Source organism: Pedobacter sp. SAFR-022 (genome assembly GCF_051965375.1).
GTDB lineage: Bacteria > Bacteroidota > Bacteroidia > Sphingobacteriales > Sphingobacteriaceae > Pedobacter.
Map to the genome: position 1 here is coordinate 187,503 of NZ_JBQCME010000004.1, position 22,015 is coordinate 209,517.

Annotated in this window: 19 protein-coding genes; 12 read left to right on the plus strand and 7 right to left on the minus strand. The window is 45.0% G+C overall.

Going from position 1 to position 22,015, the window contains the following annotated elements; all coding sequences use genetic code 11:
- Positions 1–52: 52 nt before the first annotated feature.
- Complete coding sequence (locus ACTHQF_RS11425) at positions 53–415, plus strand: MerR family transcriptional regulator (RefSeq protein WP_440430349.1); 363 nt, start codon at positions 53–55, stop codon at positions 413–415.
- Here the strand turns inward: ACTHQF_RS11425 and ACTHQF_RS11430 are convergent.
- From ACTHQF_RS11430 to ACTHQF_RS11445, 4 genes are all read right to left on the minus strand, one after another.
- Positions 412–714, minus strand: a complete 303-nt coding sequence (locus tag ACTHQF_RS11430; protein WP_440430350.1) for an SDR family NAD(P)-dependent oxidoreductase — start codon at positions 712–714, stop codon at positions 412–414. The genes ACTHQF_RS11425 and ACTHQF_RS11430 overlap by 4 nt on opposite strands.
- A 134-nt stretch (positions 715–848) precedes the next feature.
- Positions 849–1,649: a hypothetical protein gene (locus ACTHQF_RS11435; RefSeq protein ID WP_440430351.1), complete on the minus strand. Its 801-nt coding sequence runs from the start codon at positions 1,647–1,649 to the stop codon at positions 849–851.
- Positions 1,650–1,670: 21 nt separating this feature from the next.
- Positions 1,671–2,459, minus strand: a complete 789-nt coding sequence (locus ACTHQF_RS11440; RefSeq protein WP_440430352.1) for a hypothetical protein — start codon at positions 2,457–2,459, stop codon at positions 1,671–1,673.
- Between the two features lie 205 nt (positions 2,460–2,664).
- A complete protein-coding gene (locus tag ACTHQF_RS11445) occupies positions 2,665–4,269 on the minus strand; it encodes a hypothetical protein (protein WP_440430353.1) in 1,605 nt (534 codons plus the stop codon).
- A gap of 313 nt (positions 4,270–4,582) precedes the next feature.
- Here ACTHQF_RS11445 and ACTHQF_RS11450 point away from each other — a divergent pair, with 313 nt between their 5' ends.
- The 7 genes from ACTHQF_RS11450 to ACTHQF_RS11480 all read left to right on the plus strand — a co-directional run bounded on the left by ACTHQF_RS11450 (position 4,583) and on the right by ACTHQF_RS11480 (position 13,628).
- A complete protein-coding gene (locus ACTHQF_RS11450; RefSeq protein WP_440430354.1) occupies positions 4,583–5,953 on the plus strand; it encodes a dipeptidase in 1,371 nt (456 codons plus the stop codon).
- A 281-nt stretch (positions 5,954–6,234) separates the two neighbouring features.
- A complete protein-coding gene (gene ligD / locus ACTHQF_RS11455; protein ID WP_440430355.1) occupies positions 6,235–9,009 on the plus strand; it encodes a DNA ligase D in 2,775 nt (924 codons plus the stop codon).
- A gap of 128 nt (positions 9,010–9,137) precedes the next feature.
- Positions 9,138–9,725 (plus strand): hypothetical protein, encoded by a 588-nt coding sequence (locus ACTHQF_RS11460; protein WP_440430356.1) that lies wholly within the window; start codon positions 9,138–9,140, stop codon positions 9,723–9,725.
- 44 nt (positions 9,726–9,769) lie between these two features.
- Positions 9,770–10,345: a biliverdin-producing heme oxygenase gene (locus ACTHQF_RS11465; RefSeq protein WP_440430357.1), complete on the plus strand. Its 576-nt coding sequence runs from the start codon at positions 9,770–9,772 to the stop codon at positions 10,343–10,345.
- Between the two features lie 16 nt (positions 10,346–10,361).
- Positions 10,362–12,587, plus strand: coding sequence for an ATP-binding protein (locus ACTHQF_RS11470; RefSeq protein WP_440430358.1), 2,226 nt, complete (start codon positions 10,362–10,364; stop codon positions 12,585–12,587).
- A gap of 24 nt (positions 12,588–12,611) precedes the next feature.
- On the plus strand, positions 12,612–13,268 hold the full coding sequence (locus ACTHQF_RS11475) for an HAD family hydrolase (protein ID WP_440430359.1): 657 nt from the start codon (positions 12,612–12,614) through the stop codon (positions 13,266–13,268).
- A 48-nt stretch (positions 13,269–13,316) separates the two neighbouring features.
- Positions 13,317–13,628, plus strand: coding sequence for a hypothetical protein (locus tag ACTHQF_RS11480; RefSeq protein WP_440430360.1), 312 nt, complete (start codon positions 13,317–13,319; stop codon positions 13,626–13,628).
- A 6-nt stretch (positions 13,629–13,634) separates the two neighbouring features.
- On the opposite strand, the gene ACTHQF_RS11485 is transcribed toward ACTHQF_RS11480, so the two are convergent.
- Positions 13,635–14,882 (minus strand): cation:proton antiporter, encoded by a 1,248-nt coding sequence (locus ACTHQF_RS11485; protein WP_440430361.1) that lies wholly within the window; start codon positions 14,880–14,882, stop codon positions 13,635–13,637.
- A gap of 69 nt (positions 14,883–14,951) precedes the next feature.
- Between ACTHQF_RS11485 and ACTHQF_RS11490 the strand changes: the two genes are divergently transcribed.
- Positions 14,952–15,884 (plus strand): glycoside hydrolase family 25 protein, encoded by a 933-nt coding sequence (locus tag ACTHQF_RS11490; protein WP_440430362.1) that lies wholly within the window; start codon positions 14,952–14,954, stop codon positions 15,882–15,884.
- Here ACTHQF_RS11490 and ACTHQF_RS11495 read toward each other — a convergent pair.
- The gene (locus ACTHQF_RS11495; protein WP_440430363.1) at positions 15,877–16,986 is read right to left on the minus strand and encodes a mandelate racemase/muconate lactonizing enzyme family protein; all 1,110 of its coding nucleotides are present in this window, start codon (positions 16,984–16,986) and stop codon (positions 15,877–15,879) included. The genes ACTHQF_RS11490 and ACTHQF_RS11495 overlap by 8 nt on opposite strands.
- A 49-nt stretch (positions 16,987–17,035) precedes the next feature.
- Here ACTHQF_RS11495 and ACTHQF_RS11500 point away from each other — a divergent pair, with 49 nt between their 5' ends.
- A complete protein-coding gene (locus ACTHQF_RS11500) occupies positions 17,036–19,048 on the plus strand; it encodes a thioredoxin domain-containing protein (protein WP_440430364.1) in 2,013 nt (670 codons plus the stop codon).
- 11 nt (positions 19,049–19,059) lie between these two features.
- A complete protein-coding gene (locus ACTHQF_RS11505; RefSeq protein WP_440430365.1) occupies positions 19,060–19,560 on the plus strand; it encodes an FKBP-type peptidyl-prolyl cis-trans isomerase in 501 nt (166 codons plus the stop codon).
- Positions 19,561–19,685: 125 nt separating this feature from the next.
- Here ACTHQF_RS11505 and ACTHQF_RS11510 read toward each other — a convergent pair whose 3' ends face one another.
- Positions 19,686–21,308: an ABC-F family ATP-binding cassette domain-containing protein gene (locus tag ACTHQF_RS11510; protein WP_440430366.1), complete on the minus strand. Its 1,623-nt coding sequence runs from the start codon at positions 21,306–21,308 to the stop codon at positions 19,686–19,688.
- Positions 21,309–21,435: 127 nt separating this feature from the next.
- Here ACTHQF_RS11510 and ACTHQF_RS11515 point away from each other — a divergent pair, with 127 nt between their 5' ends.
- Positions 21,436–22,014 carry a nitroreductase family protein gene (locus ACTHQF_RS11515; protein WP_440430367.1) on the plus strand — a complete coding sequence of 193 codons (579 nt, stop codon included), beginning with the start codon at positions 21,436–21,438 and terminating at the stop codon, positions 22,012–22,014.
- Position 22,015 lies beyond the last annotated feature (1 nt).

Sequence of the window (22,015 nt, forward strand, 5' to 3'; positions counted from 1 at the left end):
TGTAGAGTATACTTTATACTTCAATTATATTTTTCCACAATGCATCAGAAATATGTTAATTAATGAATTATCCAAGCGAACCGGTGTCTCCATTCACACCTTACGCTATTACGAAAATTACGGATTGATAAGCGGAAGCTCAGATGAAACTGTTGTATCCAACAATTACAAACAATATGATGAGATTCTCGTCGAAAAAGTAGAATGGATTGTGCAGGCCAAGAAGGCCGGTTTCACCCTAGCGGAGATCAAGAAATCATTGAATGAATGGTTTAGCGGAAAGCTGGAGGCAGATCGAAAGATTGAAATTGTGCAAGACAAGATCAAAGAGGTGGATTCCAGGATCAGGGAATTGAAACAAGTCAAGAAGTTTTTAGTTGATTGTTTGAAAGATGTGGAGAATGGAGATTGTTAGGTTGAAAGGGTTGAAAACTCACCACCCGAACCGATGCCGGCATTATTGACCAGTATAGTTACATTCAGCCTGCGGTTCTGCGTTTCTGCAAAGATTTTTTGAGCCATATCAACTTTCGATAGGTCTGCAGCGATGAAGTCTGCATTGATCCCAAAATCTTTTTCAAGTTTTATGCACTGTTCTCTAAGTTTTTGCGCGTTGGGGGCAACCAGTAACAAGTTATGCTTTCTTTCTGCCAGCTGGTTTACAATGGCTTCTCCAATTCCCCCAGAGGCACCGGTAATTAAAATTACGTCCATAGTGTTCGTTTTAACTTATGGCACAAAGCTGGCTATTACAATTCCCTTTGTAGTATGCTGAAGTCGGGAAATTGTATTCAGAAGTCAGTTTGATTATGGTGATGCTGGTGGCTTTTCCATATCCTAAATCAAAATCACGGCGCTAATCTGTAGCGGATGTTAGCCATTGCAATGCCTTTGTGCGTAATATTCAGGTCTTCAATGGGGCTATGGTCATACAGAATTGTAATAACGCTAAAAGGCATCTCAGCCTGTATATTAAATAATTGGGCACCAGATGGTGTTTTAACAGGGAACGTGATGTCGCCTCTTGAGGCATCCCGCAAGAAGTTTCCAGCTGCAATTCTAAATGTAAATTCCTTATCCTGCCGGTTAGGTGCAAGTTCAAATCCGAATTCCAGGCATGGTTTAGACAATACGATCATGAAGGTTTCTCTGAACTCAGACATAAACAAGACTTCTGGATGTTCATTCTCAACATTAGGCAAGGTGTTCCAATGGGCGGTCCAACCACTTGGTGATGGCGTTGTTGGTTTCAATCTCCTGATATGAATTTTCTTTCCGTTTCCATCCCCGCTGAAAAAGGCAATGTTCAGCTCGTTCGTATTTATCTGGTGGTAAGTTTTCCCTTCCTCCAGGTGTGCAAAACTTAGGAGCGATGTTCTTTCGATATAGAATTGATTTGGGCTACCATCCGAACCGGAGGAAGTTCCAGCAAGGGGCGGGTATGGAGGAAGCGGAATCTGTATCGGCTGTGCCGGTTCAATCCCTGGTTCTGGCGCCTCGCCGGGTACCTCAGGTACGGTAAGCGAAAATTGCGTAGAGACGGCGTTTATCTCGGCACGCTCTCCAATGTTGTTTTCAACTTTTGAACAACCCGAAGCAGCAAATAGGCAGGCTGCAGCAAGGAACCATCTACCAACGAAATTTTTCATAACCTCTTAAATAATGAACTTTTATTCAGCTAATTTATACCTGATGTTAGCCAGTGCCACGCCATCGTGCGTGATGCTTAGATCATCTCCTGCTTCACTGTAGCGCGAAATGGTGATCACAGAAAAAGGGGCAGTGGCTTGTACACTGTACAAGCGGGCTCCATTTGGAGTTCTAGTAAGCATTGCTGTACTACCTCTTGTTCTATCGTAATAATAATTTCCAACATAAAATCGAAAGCCGAAATTTTTATTCTGCCTGTTCGGTGCAAGTTCAAGCCCAAATTCCAGGCATGGTTTAGATAATATAATCATAAAGGCTTCTCTGAATTCAGCAACAAACAATACCTCCGGATACTTGCTTTGTGTCTGATTCATATCATTCCAAGGACAGGACCAACCATAAGGGGCTGGAGTTTTTGGCTTCAATCTCCTTACCTTTATCGCTTTTCCATCGCCATCTCCGCTGAAAAAGGCAATGTTTAAAGCCGGGGTATTCAACTGGTGATAAGTTTTTCCTTTCTCTAAAAAGCTAAAATTAAAAGGATTCGTCCGGTTCAAGTATTCAGCGTTTGGTACGTCAGCGTTATGCCACTCCGTGTCTCTGAATGGGGGGTCTGGCGGTATAGGGATGGAGAGTGGGTTGTTGGGTTCTACACCTGGTTCGGGCGTGTAGCCAGGTACATTCGGAACGGTAAGTGGATTGTCTGTGTCCAAACTGCTAGTCGCCACAGTTGCTACAGCACTCCAGCAAAGTGCAGCTATACTAAAACAAGCTGCAGCAAAGCAGCATTTACCGATAAAATTTTTCATGACTACATTTAGCTAAATCAAATTGACGGCGTAATAGAGATGAGCTTCTGAATGTTGTATTAACATTTACAATTCTGCTCAAAGCTTAAATTTCTACATAGAAAATGTGCGTATCAATGACTAGTTGTAGGTATTTTTTAGTGTCAGGCTGATTCTGAAAAATGGATTTTCAATGTGGTTTTTGTCCGACTGGTTTGCTAAACCTTTACTTGCAACGGGATAAAATCCCGGTTCTGTTTGGATTAAAAGCATTCCCCCCCGTTAGAAAATTGCCTGGCTTACTATTTTTTACTACTGGAACTAAAGCGCAAAAATCTGTCAACTTATAATTGTTAAATACCTGTACACTACCGGCGGCGAACGATAGTTTGTTTAAGCCGTTCAGCGAGGTTAAGTTCGCATTTAAAGCTATCGAAATGGAGAATCCATCACCATTAATCTGTTGGAGGTTATCAAGACCGCGCAGGTCTGTTAAATTGTCGTTGGCTATCAAATCAATCATTTCCGCGTTTTCCAGATGATTTAGACCATTTAAGCTTTGAAGTGCATTGAAATTTAATGTCAGCTTCTGTTGAATGATGTTCAAGCGCTCTAGTCCAGATAGATCGTGAAGAGATTCGTTATATTCAATCGAAAGATAATCCAGGCTCTCGATATTGCGGAAGGCCGATAAGTTTCGTAGTGCTGAATTTTTTACAATTTTTAAACCGGATAGGGTGGTTAATGAACTTAGGCCATCAAAATCTTCTAACTTTTCGTTGTTTTCCGATACAAGTGCTTCCAGTTTCTGGATCTTTCCTAAGCCTTTTAGACTTTTTAGAGCGGGATTGTCAGAAAGAATAACCTGTCTGGTAATTTCTGATAAATTTTCCAGACCCGAAAGGTCGGTCATTCTTGCATTACCCTTTATAATCAGGGATCCATCAAGCAGGAAAAATTTTTCAAGCCCTGAAAGATTTGTTAAGCTCGCACAATTCTGAATACTTAAGCTCCCAAAATGGTTGTATGTCAAACCCCTCAATCCTTTAAGATCTTTAAGCTTGGGGTTGTCCGCAATCGTTAATCCTCCTTCAGTTTTATATAGATGATGAATTCCCTCGAAGCTGGTCAGCGCCGCGTTGTTTATAAAACTAACTCCATGGAAAAAGCCGGCAGCATCTGTTATTTCCAGGCTATCCAGGCCGCTAAAGTTTTCAAGTGCCGTTGTGCCATTTACATTAAGCCCATAGGCAATTGACGTTAGCTTTGATAGTGGTTCCAAACTTTTTACGGTACCCGAAATGTTAAGGCCGCCATCTATATCCGTAAATCCCTGTTCCCCGAAGTTGACTACTTCCTGCTGCGTTGTAAGTGAAACATTTCCTTTATGTACCTTCCGATCCCTTGATCTGAAGTTCAATGTTTTTCCATATCCAGGCCCGGATTCATTAATCGCGTAAGCTCTGTAATAAAAAACCTTATTGCCTGGAACATCAGTGACAATCAAAGAGTATAGACCAGATTTTTGAACTGGAACTACCAACTTGTTTAGGTTTCTTTCCAGTGTTGGGTCAGGAAGCGTGTCTACTACAAAGCCGAACTCTGATAGTGCCGAGCCCGCAGTGTCCAAAATGTTTGCACTAAACCGCACAGAATAATAGGTAATGTTCGTGGCTTCTAATGTAGAAACCTTAGGCCGATTGCGTTGCTCAGTTGTTTCTTCTGCCCTAGGCTTCTCCGGTTGAATTTGATCCTTTTTACAGCCAATGAATACGAGTAATATTGCGATTAAACGAAATAGTGAGGATTGAACAATGGAGCGAGTTTTCATAATTTGCCGTAAATGTAACTTTTTACTGCAAGTTATAAACGAGTTGAGCTCAATCTGCTAAGAGTCTGATGTAGCGGTTTGTGTATTGTACATACGTCACATCTGTATCAGGCAAGCCGCTCGCTCAGCAATCAAGTAATGCCATTGATGTGCTAAAGTATTTTTATACTTTAGCACCCTCGGATACGAGTACATTTGCAGATCCTGTTATCGCCTAATTTCCAATTGTAAATTGCTATTAGCGAGGTAATAATATCTGTGGAAATGTAAACACGTATGCTTAGAGCATTATAAAAAATCAATATTCATTGTTATGCAAGAGATCAAAAAATATGTAGAAGAAAATAAAGAGCGCTTCCTGGAAGAGCTTTTTAAGTTACTTCGTTTCCCATCGGTGAGTGCGGATCCTAAATACAAAGCTGATGTATTAAAAACGGCAGACTATGTTGCACAGAAGCTTAAAGAAGCGGGTGCCGATCAGGTAGAAGTTTGCCAGACCGCAGGGTATCCCATCGTTTACGGCGAAAAGATCGTTGATGCTTCGCTGCCAACGGTTTTGATCTACGGCCATTATGATGTGCAGCCTGCAGATCCGTTGGAATTGTGGCATACGCCACCATTCGAGCCTACCGTTCGTGACGGCAAGATCTATGCACGTGGTGCCTGCGATGATAAAGGCCAATTCTACATGCACGTAAAGGCTTTTGAGCTGATGATGCAAACCAACACCTTAGCCTGTAACGTAAAGTTCATGATTGAAGGTGAGGAGGAAGTAGGTTCAAACAACCTGTCCATCTTCGTAAAGGAAAATGCGGAGCGCTTAAAAGCAGATGTAGTCCTGATCTCGGATACTTCTATGATCAGCATGGAGAACCCATCCATTGAAACCGGTCTTCGAGGATTGGCATATATGGAGGTGGAAGTTGTTGGGCCGAACCGCGATTTGCACTCTGGGGTTTACGGTGGTGCAGTAGCAAATCCGGCAACCATCCTATGTAAGATGATCGCTTCGTTGCACGATGAGAACAATCACATTACCATTCCTGAATTCTACAACAGCGTCTTAGAACTATCTGATGAGGAGAAAAAAGCATTGAACAGCGCACCTTTTGATCTTGAAGAATACAAGCAAGACCTGAACATCAAAGCAGAATGGGGCGAAAAAGGTTACTCTACACTAGAGCGTACAGGAACAAGACCAACGCTTGAAGTGAACGGTATCTGGAGTGGTTACACCGGCGAGGGTGCTAAAACCGTATTGCCATCAAAAGCAAATGCTAAGATCTCCATGCGTCTGGTGCCAAACCAGAGTTCCAAAGAGATTGCTGCAATCTTTACTAAACATTTCGAAAGTATTGCCCCGGACTACGTAACCGTTAAAGTTACGGAACACCACGGCGGAGAGCCAGTGGTTACCCCAACCGACAGTGTAGCATACCGCGCAGCAGAACAGGCGATTGTCGATTCATTCGGTAAAAAACCGATCCCAACAAGGGGTGGGGGTAGTATCCCTATCGTTGCTTTGTTTGAAGAAGAATTAGGTATTAAATCCGTGCTATTCGGTTTTGGCCTGGACAGCGATGCGCTACACTCGCCAAATGAGAAATACGACGTGTACAACTATTATAAAGGCATTGAAACCTTGCCTTTGTTCCACAAATACTTCGCAGAACTAAGCAAGTAAGTTCCAAATCCCAGGCATGAGCCTGGTCAACAGTTAAAAAAGGAGCCCGATCATATTGCTATGATACGGGCTCCTTTTTTATTTAGGCCAGCCCTTAACCTGATGGTACAATTAAGCACACTTCAACCAGACCTTACGCACACCTCGCCCACACCTCACCCACGCAAGCCGTGTGTAAGCTCTGTTTCAGGTATGCCTTAGGTCAGCTGAAGCCTCCTCGGCGAGATAGCTACAAACCTTTCCAGCACCCGCTTTGTTATAATCGTACCAAATACACGATTATGAGCCTGGAAAAATATGTAGAGAAACGCGACTTCAGCAAAACCGCTGAACCGAAATCAGGAAAAAGCAAGGACAAGGATAAACTTACCTTCGTTATTCAAAAACATGACGCTTCCAGGCTACATTATGACTTCCGTCTGGAGATGGAGGGCGTATTAAAAAGCTGGGCTGTACCCAAAGGTCCTTCTACAGATCCAAAAAATAAACGTCTCGCGATGATGGTTGAGGATCATCCTTTCGATTATAAAAACTTCGAAGGCATTATTCCGAAAGGGGAGTATGGCGGCGGAACCGTGATCGTTTGGGATGAAGGTACCTACGAACCAATCGAGGAGATCAAAGGCAAAAAAGCGCAGGAAAAACATCTGTTAAAACAGCTTCATGAAGGATCTCTAAAGATCAAACTCCATGGCAAGAAGCTTCAGGGTGAATTTGCACTCGTGAAAACCAATGGCATGGGGGAAAATGGCTGGCTCCTGATCAAACATAAAGATGAATTTGCTTCGGCAAAGGATATTACCAAGGAAGACAAGTCTGTGCTTTCGGGCAAGACCATTGAAATCATGGAAAAAACCAGTGAAAAGGTCTGGAAGGCCGGAAAGAAGCAGGATGTGGAGAAACCTGCAAAAGCTACAAAAACCACTAAAGCAAAAGCGGCTGCATCCGGGAAGCCTGCAAAAAAGAAGACGGCAATTCCTGAGCCTGCAGCAGCAATCGGAAATGAACCGGAGGAAAAAGCCCAGAATAGCATAAACATTGCCGACCTGCTGAAATCAGCACCTAAAGCGAAGATGCCGACGAACATGAAACCTATGCTTGCCACGCTTGTGGATGAACCTTTTGATGATCCGGATTGGCAGTATGAGGTGAAATGGGATGGCTATCGTGCCTTGGCCTACATCAACAAAGGAAACGTCGACCTGATGTCCAGAAACAAAAAGTCCTTTAATGATAAGTTCTACCCGATACATGATATCCTGAGCAATGCTACGATAAATGCCGTGCTTGATGGCGAGATCCTGGTGCTCGATGAAAAAGGCCGTTCAAACTTTGGTCAGCTACAGAATTGGCGCAGCGAGGCCGATGGGGATCTGGTGTACTATGTATTTGATTTGCTCTGGTACGAGGGAAAAAACCTCATGGATATGCCTCTATACCAGCGGCAGGCGATCTTAAAGGATATTCTTCCAACAGATGATGACCGCCTTCGGATGGGCCCGGTCTTCAACGCGGATGGTATTGAGTTTTTTCATGCTGCGGAGAAGATGGAGCTTGAAGGCATCATCGCCAAAAAGAAAGACAGTACCTATGCTGTGGATTCGCGATCTAAGCAATGGCTCAAAGTTAAGGTGCATAAGCGTCAGGAAGTTGTAATTGCCGGTTATACGAAGAATGAGGATACCTCCAAGCTATTCAGCTCGCTGTTGCTTGGGGTTTATGAACAAGGGCGGTTGCAGTATGTGGGTAAGGTTGGTACCGGTTTTTCTGATAAGCTGCAGAAGGAAATGATGGCTGCCTTTAAGCCCTTGATTACTGATGAAAGTCCATTTGAAGCCATTCCTGATGTGAATAAAGGATCCAGGTTCCGTCCAAATCCGCCGAAGGCGAAAGCCACCTGGCTAAAACCTGAGCTCGTATGTGAAGTGGCTTTTAGTGAGGTAACCACAGATGGCGTTTTCCGTCATCCTTCCTTCCAGGGCATGCGGATCGATAAGAAAGCGAAAGATGTTACCCGGGAAACTGCGGTTGCTACAGAAGAGGTTGTGGAGGAAGCGCAGAAAACAATAGCTAAGAAGGATAAACATGTGGAAGCCATAAAACCGCCTGCAACGAAGGAGCGCAAGACGCTATTGAACCCTAAGGATGAAACACAGGTGCGCAAGGTGTGTGGACATGACCTAAAATTCAGCAATTTGAGTAAAGTTTACTGGCCCGAGGACAAGGTAACCAAACGGGATATGTTTAATTTCTACTACCAGATCGCCGAATATATCCTCCCTTATCTGAAAGACCGGCCCTTGTCACTGAACCGCTTTCCCGGCGGCATTCATGGCCCCAGCTTTTACCAGAAAGATGTGAAGAACAAAGCACCAGAGTGGGCAAAAACTTTCCCTTACCGGACCAGCGATGGCGAAGACAAAGAATACCTGGTCGGGGATGATGAAGCTACACTACTTTGGATGGCCTCTCTGGGCTGTATAGAAATGAATCCATGGTTCAGCAGGGTACAGTCGCCTGACAACCCTGACTATTGTGTCATCGATCTGGACCCTGACAAAAACACCTTCGATCAGGTCATTGAGGCTGCACTGATTGTAAAAAAGTTGTTGGATGCCATCGATGTTCCATCATTTTGCAAGACCTCCGGCTCCACCGGAATCCACATTTACATCCCGATGGGGGCGAAATACACCTATGAGCAGACACAGCTTTTTGCAAGGATACTGGTAAACCGGGTTCATGAAGAGATACCGGAGTACACCAGTCTAGAGCGAATGATCTCAAACCGCAAAGGAAAGATGTATCTGGATTTCTTACAGAACCGTCCGGGAGCAACCATTGCGGGCCCGTATTCTTTAAGGCCAAAAGTTGGTGCAACGGTCTCAATGCCATTGCATTGGGAGGAGTTGAAGCCTGGCTTGAAGATGAGCGATTTTACGATCTTTAATGCTTTGGACAGGCTGAAGGTTGAAGGTGATCTGTTTAAAGGTGCTTTAGGCGAAGGGATTGATCTGGAGAAAGCGATTATGAAGGCGAAGTCCGTTTTTGGTTAGGCAGATCTGGATGATTTGCTTACCGCCTGCCACGCATATCTGAATGGAGCGGCAAAGGGATTGGAACGATTTATGTATGGTAACTCTGCCAGGTAGCCAAAAGTTTAAGCGCCTGCATCTTTGTATTGGTGAAACCAGAATCTGCACTTTTAACTCTTATAGATCTTGATCCCCGTGCCTGCTTTATCTTAAATCTGGATAGCCGGGAGATGGCGTATGCTAATCCTGCATTTTACAGTTACTTTCAGCTGAAACCGGAAGGTCTGCAAACCGAACGTTTGCAGAAAATGATTAATAAAGAAGACCGTTCGCGGGTAGAGAAAACGATCTGTGCTCTTGAAACGGGAAAACTGCAGCAGCTGGAATTTGGATTTAAACTACCAGACAAAACCATGCATGTGGTACAATTGACGCTTACGATGGATCAGCAAGCTTCTTCACGCCTGGTAATTGGTTATCTGAAAGACATCACCCTGGAGCGTAACCGGGAGGCTGCGGAAAAAGAAACAAAGGAAGCCAGGGAGCTACGGCGCCGTACCTTGCGCCATGATCTGGCCGGAACGCTGGGTTTTATACCTACATTTACACACCTGCTGCTGAAGAAATCGGAAAGCCTTGAGGATCCGCAAATCCCAGTGTTGCTTTCATCCATCGAAAGTATCAGCAAGGAAACACTCGCAAAAGTTAAAGAATACATGAGTGAAGAAACCAGTTAAAAGGATTTCTTACATTTGTATTTTACATTCAATACAGTACCACGTTGATTACAATTAATCTTTTAGAGCAGCTGAAGTCTGAGACGCTGTCGAACCACCAGCAATTGGAGAAGCATCTGATTGTTAAATTAAAAGGGATGAAAAGTCCCGACGATTACATTAACATTTTACAGATCTTTTATGCTTATTTCGCTGCGTTGGAAGACCAGATCAACCAATTTATTGGCCTTGATCAGTTACCGGACTACGCTGAACGTCGAAAAACGGAAAGCATCAAAAACGACATACTGGCTTTGAACGGGGTTGTTCCTGAAAAAGCTACGGCTGTTGATCTTCCGGAAATCGGAAGCATGCTGCAAGCTTTTGGCGCGCTGTATGTCATAGAAGGATCTACACTGGGTGGGCAGGTAATCAGTAAAATGATCTCCAAACAGCTCGCTTTAGATGATGATGCGGGAATATCTTTTTTCAAGAGTTATGGTGAGCAAACCATGGCGATGTGGGAAAAGTTTAAAGCCGTGCTTGAGCATCATGCAGCCAGTCAAAAGGCGGCAGATGAAATCACCGAAGCCGCCAATGAAACATTTGGTAAATTCAGGCTTTGGATGGAAAAAAAATGATCTCTAAATTTAAAAGATGTTTGTACCAACCTTAGAAAATTGCAGCCGTGAACCCATTCACATTCCTGGAAAAGTTCAGGATCACGGGTTCCTGATCGCCATTGATGGAACATTCCGAATCACTTACTGCAGTGAAAATGTAGTGAACTTCTTTGGCATCCCTGCAACTGCACTGTTGAACCAGCCTGCAGGCGTGTTGGATAGTTACCTGAGAAGAACGGAACCGCCAAACTTTATCATTCAACTGATCAAACTGGCGCAAAGCGATAAAGGCTTCGAGCCTTTCAATCCATACCCATTAACCATTGGTGGATTACCTTTTAACCTGATCATTTCCAGGTCTGAGCAATTCTACCTGCTGGAGTTTGAACCGGAAATCTCGGATCTAAAGGCGGAGCTGCAACGTATTGTTGGTCGATCCCTTTCGGAGATGTTGTCAGATATACAGCCTTCCAGCATATTGAATAAATCGGTAAGCAAGATTAAGGAGGTTATTGGCTACGACCGCGTGATGATCTATAAGTTCCATGCGGATGGACACGGTGAAGTGGTAGCAGAGGTGAAGAACGACAACCTGGAACCTTTTCTAGGTTTGCATTACCCTGCTACGGACATCCCTAAACAGGCGCGGGAACTATACAAGAAGAACCTGACCAGGTTAATTAGCAATGTATATACTACACCATCGGCCATTGTGACCATGCTGGAGATGGACAAGGCACCGCTAGATCTTACCAACTCTGCCTTGCGCGCGGTATCGCCGATTCATATTCAGTACTTGAAGAACATGGGGGTTGCTTCCAGTTTTAGCATCTCGCTGGTTCATGAAGATGAATTGTGGGGCCTGATCGCTTGTCACAACTATACGCCAAGGTTTATCAACTATAAAGAACGTGATGCAGCAAAGCTGATCGGGCAGGTATTGTCGTCTGCATTAAGTTTCCGGATTCTGGAACAGGACGAGCAGAATGCAGCGCGATTTAAGGTTGCTACGGATGTATTGACCCGGCAGCTGATCCGTGAGAACAATATTCTAGACGCACTGTTCAAATATGAATGTACCTTGCTGGATGCGGTCGACGCTACTGGTGTGGCTATGTTTTTCGATAATGAACTCCACACTAAGGGCAACGTTCCAGAGCTTGCTTTTTTAAATAATCTGATAGACTGGCTTGATGAAAACATGGAGCCTGATATCTATGCCACACAGAAGCTTTCGGAGATTTATCCAGATGCCATTCAATACAAGGAGATCGGTAGTGGCATGCTTGCCTGCCGACTGTCCAGAGAACTCGGTGAGTACATGATCTGGTTTCGTCCGGAGGTGATCACTACCGTTAACTGGGCCGGAAATCCTGACAAAGCGGTTGAGTTTACTGGAAATGATCTTATGGATATCTCTCCGCGTAAATCTTTCGAAATCTGGTCGGATGAGGTGCATTTAACGGCAGTTCCCTGGTTAAATGAAGAACTACAGTCTGCATTACAGCTGAAGGAGGAGATCCGATTTGCGATTAGCAGGAAAGCTACGGAACTACGGGTGCTGAATGAGAAGCTTAAGGAAGCATATGATGAGCTGGATGCATTCAGTTACACCATTTCTCATGATCTAAAAAATCCACTATCTTCTATAAAGAGTTATTCGCAGATCTTGCTGCGGAACTTCACGCTGGAACCCAAAGCACAACACATGGTTTCGCGCATACTTACTGGCGCCGAAAAGATGCAATCCATGATACAGGATGTGCTAAGTTACTCCAAAGCAGGGCAGGGGCAGTCTGAATATAAGCTGGTGAATATGGAAAACCTGCTCAATGAGCTGAAGCAGGAACTCTTGATCTCTTATAACGACACAGATGTAGAGATCAACATCAACGGTGTGGAGGATATTTATGGCGAAGAAACGATGGTAATGCAAGTCTTTTCAAACCTGATCGGCAATGCCGTAAAATATTCTAAACAGGCGAGCAATCCGGTAGTGAACATCAATGCCAAAGACTATGGCAATGAAGTGGAATATGCCATTCAGGATAACGGGATTGGCATAGATCCCGCTGAACAGGACAAGATCTTTGAACTGTTTACGCGTGCAAACGATGTGAGTGCGTTTGAAGGTACGGGTGTTGGCCTGTCGATTGTGAAGAAGATCATGGCCAAACATCAAGGGAAGGTTTGGGTAGACAGCGAGATCAATAAAGGCTCAACGTTTTTTGTTCGTTTTAAAAAACCGGAGCTGGCCTAGTTTGTTTTTCGGTAAACAAACTGAATGAACGATCTTGCGATAATTTACGACCTCGACGAAACAATCCTTCCTGCAAGTGCCGTCCCTGACGAAACTTTTGATACGTTATTTGATGCAATACGTAAAGCAAATGAGGCTACACTGGCCGATGATAAACTGGAAGAGGCCCTAAAAGCCATGCGTCGTTTATCGGTAGATGTGGTTGCTGAGCGATACGGATTTACGGCAGCAATGAATGAAGCAGCGAAACATGCGCTGCTTCATACCAAATACAATTTTGAATTAAGCACCTACGACGATTTTCATGTAATCAAAACCATCCCTGGTAAGCGGTACCTGGTGACTACGGGTGTGCCCAATTTGCAGCAGGCTAAAGTAGATACACTTTTCAAGGAAGGTGACTTCGATGGTGTCTTTGTGGATGACATTTACCAGGAAAGCCGCATCGGTAAAATCGGGTTATTTAAACAAATTTCTGAGCAAACAGGGATTAAGCCAGCGCAGATCTGGATTGTTGGCGACAATCCAGAGGCAGAAATAAAAGCCGGTAATGCATTGAATATGAATACGGTGCACATTGCCCGGGCTGGTGTGGAGCCATCTAATTTAGCAAAATACCAGATAAAAGACTTTTATGAGTTAAAAGCCCTGATCGAAAAAGCGCAACAAAAAGGCACATAGATTGTTATATTCCTGGTTTTTACTAATATTTGTAGTAACCCGTAGCTTATGACAGTCACTGTAGTTCCAATCATTGAACCAGAACCAAAACCTGGCGCTCCGCTAGCCAAGATGATGCAGGAGCGGCTGCACCGCATTGCTGAGGAACTGCAGGATGTTCATCTCAAACATATGGAAACGGTGGAGCCTATTTTTGAAGATCTGGTTATTTATGTCAGCTATAATAGCAAATACAGCGTTCGCTGGCGTATTGTAAATGATGTTCCGGCCAATGCAGAAGCATTGACTGCCGAGGTATGTGCCAAGTTGGGTTACATCAAATGGAAAACCGCCACAATAAACCTCTTCCATAGCCGCTGAGCCAGGCTATTCCGGAACCTGCTCTACGGGCAGGGTTGTTTTTAAATGTTTCATGATTGGTGTAGAGCTGATGCCGTGTACGATAATGGATAGCAGTATGGTGAAGGCCACTACAGCCCATAGTTCATCCTGGTGTTCAAAGGTTGCCTCATGAAAGGCGAATGCCAGGTAGAAAATGGATCCCATACCACGAATGCCAAAGAAGCTTATGGCAAGCTTTTCTTTAATATGAATATCTCGCTTGTAGAGCCCGATTAGGCCCGTGAGCGGGCGTACAATGAATACAAAGCCAACGGCAAACAGCGCCATTTTCCAGGTTAGTGCATCCAAAATCCCGCTTACTAAACTCCCACCGAATAGTATCAACAGCACCGCAATCAGGAGCCGCTCAATCTGGTCTGTAAAGGAGTGGAGTTCGGAATGGAACTCATGACCCTTTTCATAATGGCGCAGGTTTACTGCGCAGATGAATACGGCGAAGAAGCCATAGCCATGCAGGAGTTCGGTTACACCATATACAAGAAAGGTTAAGGAAAGTGCCAGAAAGCCGTCAGTGGTTTTCAGGAACTTATATTTTGCGGATAGATCGAAGAGTAAGTAGCCCACACCCCGGCCGAAGGCCCAGCCTATAGCAATACCAGCGAATACTTTATATAACACATCGTATCCGGCCCAGGTAAGCCATTCACCAGTTGTCGAAAGCTGGTTCATGGTCAGGAATATGGCCATCCAAACAAATGGAAAGGCCATACCATCGTTCAAACCAGCTTCGGCAGTGAGTGCGAATTTCGTTTCTGATTTCCGCTTTTCATTGGGCGGCCCCACCTGCACATCGGAAGCGAGTACCGGATCTGTTGGTGCAAGTACGGCCCCAAGAAGCACTGCGGAGGCGATACTTAAACCAAGAAGGCTATAGCCGATCCAGGTAGCTGCAGCCATTCCAAGAATCATTGCTATGGTGATAAGCCGCAGGGGAGAGGCCCAGTTCTTCCAGGAAAATGGGCGGTCCAGCTTGATGCCAGTACCCATTAAGGAAATAATTACAACAGTCTCTGCAAAATGCATGGTTAGCGTACCATGGTGTCCCGGATCAGCAGGAGGCAAATGGTCAGGAACGATCTTGTAGAGTAACATCCCAAACAACATATAAACGATGGCGTAGGAGATGCCACGGTCTTTTGTTAAAGCAGGTATCCAGACCATGCCCATTGCGGCAAGTCCGAGCAGTGCTAGTTCCAATGTATATGGGTTCATAAACAGGCGGTTGTATATACATTACGTTATATGCCGCAGAAAGTTTCTGGCTTTTCGTAATTTTACACCGTGCCGCCAGTAAAAAGACCTGATCAAAACTCTGCTGTTGAGGAAATTCCTAATCCACTCCGTGCTGGCGGCGGACCTGTAAAGCGTAAAGCAGCGGTTTCAAAAAAACCGGTTTCTCGGAAGCGAAAACCTAAAAAGAAACCTGTGCCGGCATATGTCAAGTTCGGCATCGCGGCAGCTTTATTGGTGTTGCTTTCGCCCTTCTACTATGGCTATATTCTTAAGGGCTTCAGTTCAACCTGGCGCTGGGTGTTGGATATTGGTGAAGATCCAAATTATAGAACCTATAACAGCTTCGAAATTAAGATTCCCGTAGCTTACAATATTCATGGTATTGATGTATCGTATTACCAGGGTAAGATCGACTGGCAAAAAGTTCGTGCCATGAAAGAGGATGGAGTGCAGGTGAGTTTTGCGATCATAAAGGCTACGGAAGGGTTGGCAAGCGTTGACCCCTATTTCCAACGCAACTGGCGCGAGGCTGCAAAGGTGGGTATTGTTTGTGGCGCATATCATTTCTTCCGGCCCTCCAAGTCGGGTAAACAGCAGGCGAGATTATTTTTGCAAACGGTAAACTTTGAAGCGGGCGATTTGCCACCAGTGGTTGATGTAGAGCACCTGAGTGGCGCTACACCTGCGGAAATGCGCAAGGAGTTAAAGGCCTTTATAGATCATGTAGAAGGCAAAACGAAGGTAAAGCCGATCATTTACTCTGGCCTTACCTACTATAATGATTACCTGAAGGGTTATTTTGATGAATATCCGTTATGGATTGCACACTATTATAAATCGCAGCTGAATATCGATGCGAGTGCAAACTGGTTCTTCTGGCAGCACTCCGATAAAGCACGGATTACCGGTATCAACCATGTTGTGGACTTTAATGCTTTTCGTGGCGACAGTGTCGCATTTCAGCAATTATTGATTAAGTAGTCGCATCTACCGTCCATTTTTCGCATCGCTCCAGGAAAGCTGGATCAGCGTCTGCGCCAATGCCGATGGTGTCGGGAACCGTCAGGTGATAGCCTTCAAAGGTCAATCCACCAATTACGGGATCTATTAAGTGGCCCAGCAGGCAGGTATCCAGGTCATAGAAGACCACATTCGGACTGGCGAGCGCAAAGTGTAGCTTGGCACTTAGGGCAATTCTGCTCTCCAGCATGGCACCAATCATACATTTCATACCACTTTGAAGGGATACCTCATGGATTTTCTGCGCTTCCAGGATGCCACCAGATTTGGAGAACTTGATGTTGATGTAACTGCAGGATTGACTATTCACCAGCTTTCTGGCATCATGATGATTGTAGCAGCTTTCATCGGCCATGATCTTTACCGGGGAGTTTAGATGAAGCTCGGGCAGGCGGTCGTCGTACCAGGTACGCATAGGCTGCTCGCAGAATTCGATATCATACTGCGCCATTTGGCCAAGCGCAAGCAATGCCTCGTCGAATGTCCAGCCTTGATTGGCATCCAGGCGAATATTCATCTCAGGTCCTACAGCTGCACGGATCTGCTTTACACGTTCAATATCTTCCATGTAGTTTTTGCCCAGCTTCACCTTCAGAAAATTACAGCCTTGATTTCTGATCTTCAGCGCTGCTTCTGCCATCTTCTCAGGCGTGTTGATGCCGATGGTCATGTCTGTCTCCACGGTTTTATGATGACCGCCAAGGAACTTGTATAAAGGCAGCTTAGCGTGTTTTGCAGCGATGTCGAAAAGCGCCATGTCGAAGGCACTTTTGATTGTGCTGTTGTGTGCAGCAGCGGCAAGCAGGTCGTCCATGCGATCTGGGATTTCCAGCGGGTCTTTTCCGATCAGCTGTTTGGCGAACAGCCTGGCCATGATGATGCAGGTATCCTGTGTTTCACCGACGATCATTGGAAAGGCGGAACATTCACCAATGCCAATGATGCCGGCATCGGTATGGATCTTCAAGAGTGTATTTTGCGCGAAATGCATGGTGCCGGTTGCAATAACAAAGGGCTCCATGGGGATGCTGAAGCGGTAGATGTCAATCGAAGTAATCTTCATTCTATAGGTCTTTCCGTAAAAGTAGCAATTATCTCGTTACCTTTATTTCATGAAAGCGGAACCAAATAAACTGATCCATGCCTCATCACCATACCTGTTGCAGCATGCCCATAATCCGGTAGACTGGTACGAATGGGGGCCGGAAGCGCTTGAAAAAGCGAAGCTGGAGAACAAGCTGCTGTTGGTAAGCATCGGCTATTCGGCTTGCCACTGGTGCCATGTGATGGAGCGGGAAAGCTTTGAACTGGAAGAGGTGGCCGAGGTGATGAATAAACACTATGTGTGTATAAAGGTGGATCGGGAGGAGCGGCCGGACATTGACCAGATCTACATGCTGGCGATACAGCTGATGACTGGCAGTGGGGGATGGCCGCTGAACTGCATCTGCCTGCCTGACCAGCGGCCCATTTACGGGGGCACCTATTTCAGGAAGAACGATTGGATGAACATTCTGGAAAACGTTGCGGCGCTCTGGGCGAATGAACCGGCGAAAGCACTACAATACGCTGATCGCCTTACGGAAGGGATCGCCGCCGCGGAAAGGATTGTGCCGAATGTGTTTCCGGAACCCTTTGACGTGACACAGCTGCAGGCGATCGTAAATCCCTGGATGGAGCGATTTGACCTGGAGGAGGGGGGGCATCAGGCTGCACCGAAGTTCCCGCTTCCAAACAATTGGTTGTTCATGTTAAGGTTCAGTCAACTTAGCGGGCATCAGCAAACACTTCAGGCAGCCTTGCTGACCCTTGACAAGATGGCTTATGGAGGCATTTATGATCAGCTTGGTGGTGGCTTTGCGAGGTACTCGGTAGATGAATACTGGCATGTGCCGCATTTTGAGAAGATGTTGTACGACAATGGGCAGCTGCTAAGCCTGTACGCTGAAGCATATCAGCTGACTAAAGCTTCAAAATACCGAGCCATTATAACGGAAACGGCAGACTGGCTTGCCCGCGAGATGAGCTCGCCGGAAGGACTATTCTATTCGGCTCTGGATGCGGACAGTGAAGGCGTAGAGGGTAAGTTCTACGTGTGGGATAAGGAGGAGATCGAAGGTGTTCTTGGTCCTGACGCCGCTTTAATCAATAGCTATTACCAGGTAAGTTCTGAAGGTAACTGGGAGGAGGAACAAACCAATATTTTGATAAAGAAACTGGATGATGCTCTGTTTGCAGCTGAACACGGACTTACGCTAGAGCAATGGCAGGTTGTCCTGCAGCGCAGTAAGGAAAAGCTGCTGGAGCAAAGATCGCGGAGGGTAAGACCCGGCTTGGATGATAAATGTCTGACTTCCTGGAACGCTATGACGATTAAGGGACTTGCTGAAGCTTCGGTGGCTTGCGGCGAAGCCGGGTGGTTGGAGATGGCAACTACTTCGGCGCGTTTTATACTGGCCAATATGAGAACGCAGGAGGGCGGTTTGTATCGTAATTACAAGAACGGTAAGGCAAGCATTGACGCCTTCCTGGATGATTATGCATTTTTAATAGATGCTTTGATCAGCTTATATCAGGCGGACTTTGCAGAGTCCTGGTTATATGAAGCAAAAGGCCTTACAGATTATGTGATCAAACATTTTACTGATCCTGCAGGGCCGATGTTCTTTTACACGCCGAATTCCGCGGAGACGCTCATTGCAAGGAAACATGAACTGATGGATAATGTTATTCCTGCTTCAAACTCGGTGATGGCGCAGAACCTCCAGCGTTTAGGCTTGTACTTTGATCAGGATAACTATTCGGAGAAGGCAGAGGCAATGTTACTTGCGATACTGCCACAGATCAAAACTTATGGTTCTGCCTATTCCAACTGGGCTATTCAACTGCTGAATGCGGTTTATGGCATCACAGAAGTGGCAATTACTGGTGCGGATCAGTCCGCTGTGCTAAAAGCGCTCAGTTCCATATACTTGCCGAACAAAATAATCTTAGCAGGAACAAATACAACGCTTCCATTGTTAAGAAATAAAGAAAGCATAGAAACAAAAATCTATATTTGCCGCAATAAAGCATGTCAGCTGCCTGTAAGTACAGTTGAAGAAGCACTAAAATTTATTAACTAAAAAAGATTGTAATGACTATTAAACCTAACACCGTAGTTTCATTAACGTACGAACTGCATACCACAAATGCAGAAGGTCAACAAGTTTTTGTAGAGAAAGCTGATGAGCAAAATGCTTTGGTTTTTATGTACGGAACTGGCATGATGTTGCCAAAATTTGAAGAGCATTTAGCTGGTTTGAACGCCGGTGATGATTATAGCTTTGAGCTTACAGCTGAAGATGGCTATGGTGCTATCGATCCAGGTGCTTTCGCTGATTTGCCTAAAGAAATGTTTAAAGAAGTTGATCTTCCTGCAGTTGGTGATATCATTCCACTTCAGGATAATGAAGGTAATCACTTCAGAGCTGGTGTAACCGGTGTTCATGAAGATTCCATTTCAGTAGATCTAAACCACCCTATGGCTGGTAAAAACCTGATCTTCTCTGGTAAAATCCTTACCGTTCGTGAAGCAACTCAGGAAGAGCTGGCGCATGGACACGCACACGGAGCTGACGGCCACTCAGGTCACTAATAATAGCAATGCTGTTTTAAGCTTGATGCTTTAAACGGGTTGGTATAAAAAAGAAAGGCTGTTCCTCATCGGAGCAGCCTTTCTTTTTTGGGGTGAATGCCCGGAATGATCGGGCATTCCTGTTTTTATTTATACATCTCTGCTCTTAATGCTTGAACATCAGGGCTGTTGATGTAGTCGTCATAACTCATCATCTTGTCTATCGTGCCTTTTGGAGTGATCTCAATGATCCTTGTCGCTACAGATTCCGTTAATGCATGATCTCGTGAAGTAAACAGGATCGTGCCTTTGAAGTCTTTCATACCGTTGTTCAATGCCGTGATGGACTCTAGGTCAAGGTGGTTGGTTGGCTCATCGAAAAGCAACAGATTGGCATGTTTAAGCATCATCTGCGAGAACATACAACGCATCTTTTCACCTCCTGATAATACTTTAACATTCTTCAACACCTCTTCTCCGGAGAATAACATCCTGCCGAGGAAGCTTCTTACAAACTGCTCATCCTGATCCGTGTTTGAATATTCACGAAGCCAGTCAACCAGGTTCATGTCCTTGCCTTCGAAGTATTGCGAGTTGTCGTTAGGGATATCAGCTACGCTGATTGTGATACCGAACTTGAAATCTCCGGTGAAGTCTTTTTCTCTGCCGGTTAATACGTTGTAGAATGCAGCTGTCGCAAGGCTATTCTGTGAAAGAATGGCAATTTTATCACCTTTATTTACCATGAAGTTGATGTTCTTGAACATCACTTCTCCATTGGCACTATGTGAAAGGTTCTCTACCTGAAGGATCTGATCACCTGCTTCACGGCCAAGGTTGTTGAACAGAATTGCCGGGTATTTACGACTTGAAGCTTTAATCTCGGAGATGTCGATCTTATCAAGTGCTTTCTTACGGGAAGTTGCTTGTTTGGACTTCGAAGCATTCGCACTGAATCGTTGAATAAACTCCTGAAGTTCCTTCACTTTCTCTTCCAACTTCTTGTTTTGGTCGCTACGTTGTTTTAAAGCCAGCTGGCTAGACTCATACCAGAAGGTATAGTTACCAGAGTAAATACTCATTTTACTGAAGTCGATATCTACAATGTGCGTACACACGGCATCCAGAAAGTGCCTATCGTGGGAAACCACCAATACGATGTTCTCGTAGTCTGCAAGGAAGTTCTCCAACCAAGCGATGGTCTCGATGTCAAGGTCGTTGGTAGGCTCATCCAGCAATAGAATATCCGGGTTACCAAATAGCGCCTGCGCAAGAAGCACACGTACCTTTTGGTTACCATCAAGTTCTTTAAGCAATTTATAGTGGTCTTCTTCTTTTATACCGAGGTTGCTCAGCATGGTCGCTGCATTGCTCTCCATGTTCCAGCCGTCCATCTCCGCGAAGCGGTTCTCCAGTTCACCAGCACGTTCGCCGTCTTTATCGCTAAAGTCTTCTTTAAGATAAATGGCATCTTTTTCTTTCATGATGGCATACAGTTCAGTATGTCCCATCATCACGGTTTCTATTACGGAATATTCGTCAAACTCATAGTGATTCTGCTTCAGTACAGCCATTCTTTCACCAGGCGTGATGGCGATGCTGCCGGAAGTTTGTGTGACTTCACCAGAAAGGATCTTTAGAAATGTTGATTTACCTGCGCCGTTGGCACCAATCACACCGTAGCAGTTGCCTTGGGTGAATTTTAAGTTTACGTCTTCAAAAAGGGTACGTTTACCGTAACGCAGGGATAAATTGGATACTGATATCATATATAGAAAATATCCGCAAAGGTAGGCATAATTTATAAAACGGCTAAAGAGCTGATAGTATTCTTTTTACGCTTGCAAGGAAGGGAATTCCAGCATAACTGGAAATTGGTTAGCTTTGCTGCTTGTTATGGAAAAAGAGTTAGAAGTATTACAAAGCATCATTAAGAGAAGAAGAAGTGTTTTTCCGGTAAGTTTCACCCAGGAGGAGATTTCAGTTGAATCCATAGAAACCATTCTGGAAAGTGCAAATTACGCACCTACACATAAGTTAACGCAACCCTGGAGGTTCTCTGTTTTCCGCAAAGAGGGCAAGACAAGACTAGGTGAGGAGCTTGCTAGAGCATACAAAGAACATACACCAGCGGAATTATTCCTGCAAAAGAAATATGACTCCTTTGGCCTTAAATTCCAGCAGTCGAGTTGTGTGATCGTGTTGAAGGCTCAATTACACCCAGCGCTGCTGCCGGAATGGGAGGAAGTTGCTGCACTGGCTTGTGCAGTTCAGAACATGGCGCTTACTGCTGAAGCAATGAATATTGGGGCTTACTGGAGCTCGCCCGGTCCAGTCGCTAACATGCCTGAGTTCCTGGAACTGCAAGATGATGAGAAAGTGTACGGCGTATTCTACATGGGATACCACAATGCCCCTGCTGCGGAAGCTAAAAGAACGCCAATGGCACAGAAGGTTAAATGGATAGAAGCATAGT

Bases quoted from the DNA above. Each gene is read 5' to 3' on its own strand.
- ACTHQF_RS11425 (WP_440430349.1), top strand. From the start codon at position 53: ATGTTAATTAATGAATTATCCAAGCGAACCGGTGTCTCCATTCACACC.
- ACTHQF_RS11430 (WP_440430350.1), bottom strand. From the start codon at position 714: ATGGACGTAATTTTAATTACCGGTGCCTCTGGGGGAATTGGAGAAGCC.
- ACTHQF_RS11435 (WP_440430351.1), bottom strand. From the start codon at position 1,649: ATGAAAAATTTCGTTGGTAGATGGTTCCTTGCTGCAGCCTGCCTATTT.
- ACTHQF_RS11440 (WP_440430352.1), bottom strand. From the start codon at position 2,459: ATGAAAAATTTTATCGGTAAATGCTGCTTTGCTGCAGCTTGTTTTAGT.
- ACTHQF_RS11445 (WP_440430353.1), bottom strand. From the start codon at position 4,269: ATGAAAACTCGCTCCATTGTTCAATCCTCACTATTTCGTTTAATCGCA.
- ACTHQF_RS11450 (WP_440430354.1), top strand. From the start codon at position 4,583: ATGCAAGAGATCAAAAAATATGTAGAAGAAAATAAAGAGCGCTTCCTG.
- ligD (WP_440430355.1), top strand. From the start codon at position 6,235: ATGAGCCTGGAAAAATATGTAGAGAAACGCGACTTCAGCAAAACCGCT.
- ACTHQF_RS11470 (WP_440430358.1), top strand. From the start codon at position 10,362: ATGTTTGTACCAACCTTAGAAAATTGCAGCCGTGAACCCATTCACATT.
- ACTHQF_RS11475 (WP_440430359.1), top strand. From the start codon at position 12,612: ATGAACGATCTTGCGATAATTTACGACCTCGACGAAACAATCCTTCCT.
- ACTHQF_RS11480 (WP_440430360.1), top strand. From the start codon at position 13,317: ATGACAGTCACTGTAGTTCCAATCATTGAACCAGAACCAAAACCTGGC.
- ACTHQF_RS11485 (WP_440430361.1), bottom strand. From the start codon at position 14,882: ATGAACCCATATACATTGGAACTAGCACTGCTCGGACTTGCCGCAATG.
- ACTHQF_RS11495 (WP_440430363.1), bottom strand. From the start codon at position 16,986: ATGAAGATTACTTCGATTGACATCTACCGCTTCAGCATCCCCATGGAG.
- ACTHQF_RS11500 (WP_440430364.1), top strand. From the start codon at position 17,036: ATGAAAGCGGAACCAAATAAACTGATCCATGCCTCATCACCATACCTG.
- ACTHQF_RS11505 (WP_440430365.1), top strand. From the start codon at position 19,060: ATGACTATTAAACCTAACACCGTAGTTTCATTAACGTACGAACTGCAT.
- ACTHQF_RS11510 (WP_440430366.1), bottom strand. From the start codon at position 21,308: ATGATATCAGTATCCAATTTATCCCTGCGTTACGGTAAACGTACCCTT.
- ACTHQF_RS11515 (WP_440430367.1), top strand. From the start codon at position 21,436: ATGGAAAAAGAGTTAGAAGTATTACAAAGCATCATTAAGAGAAGAAGA.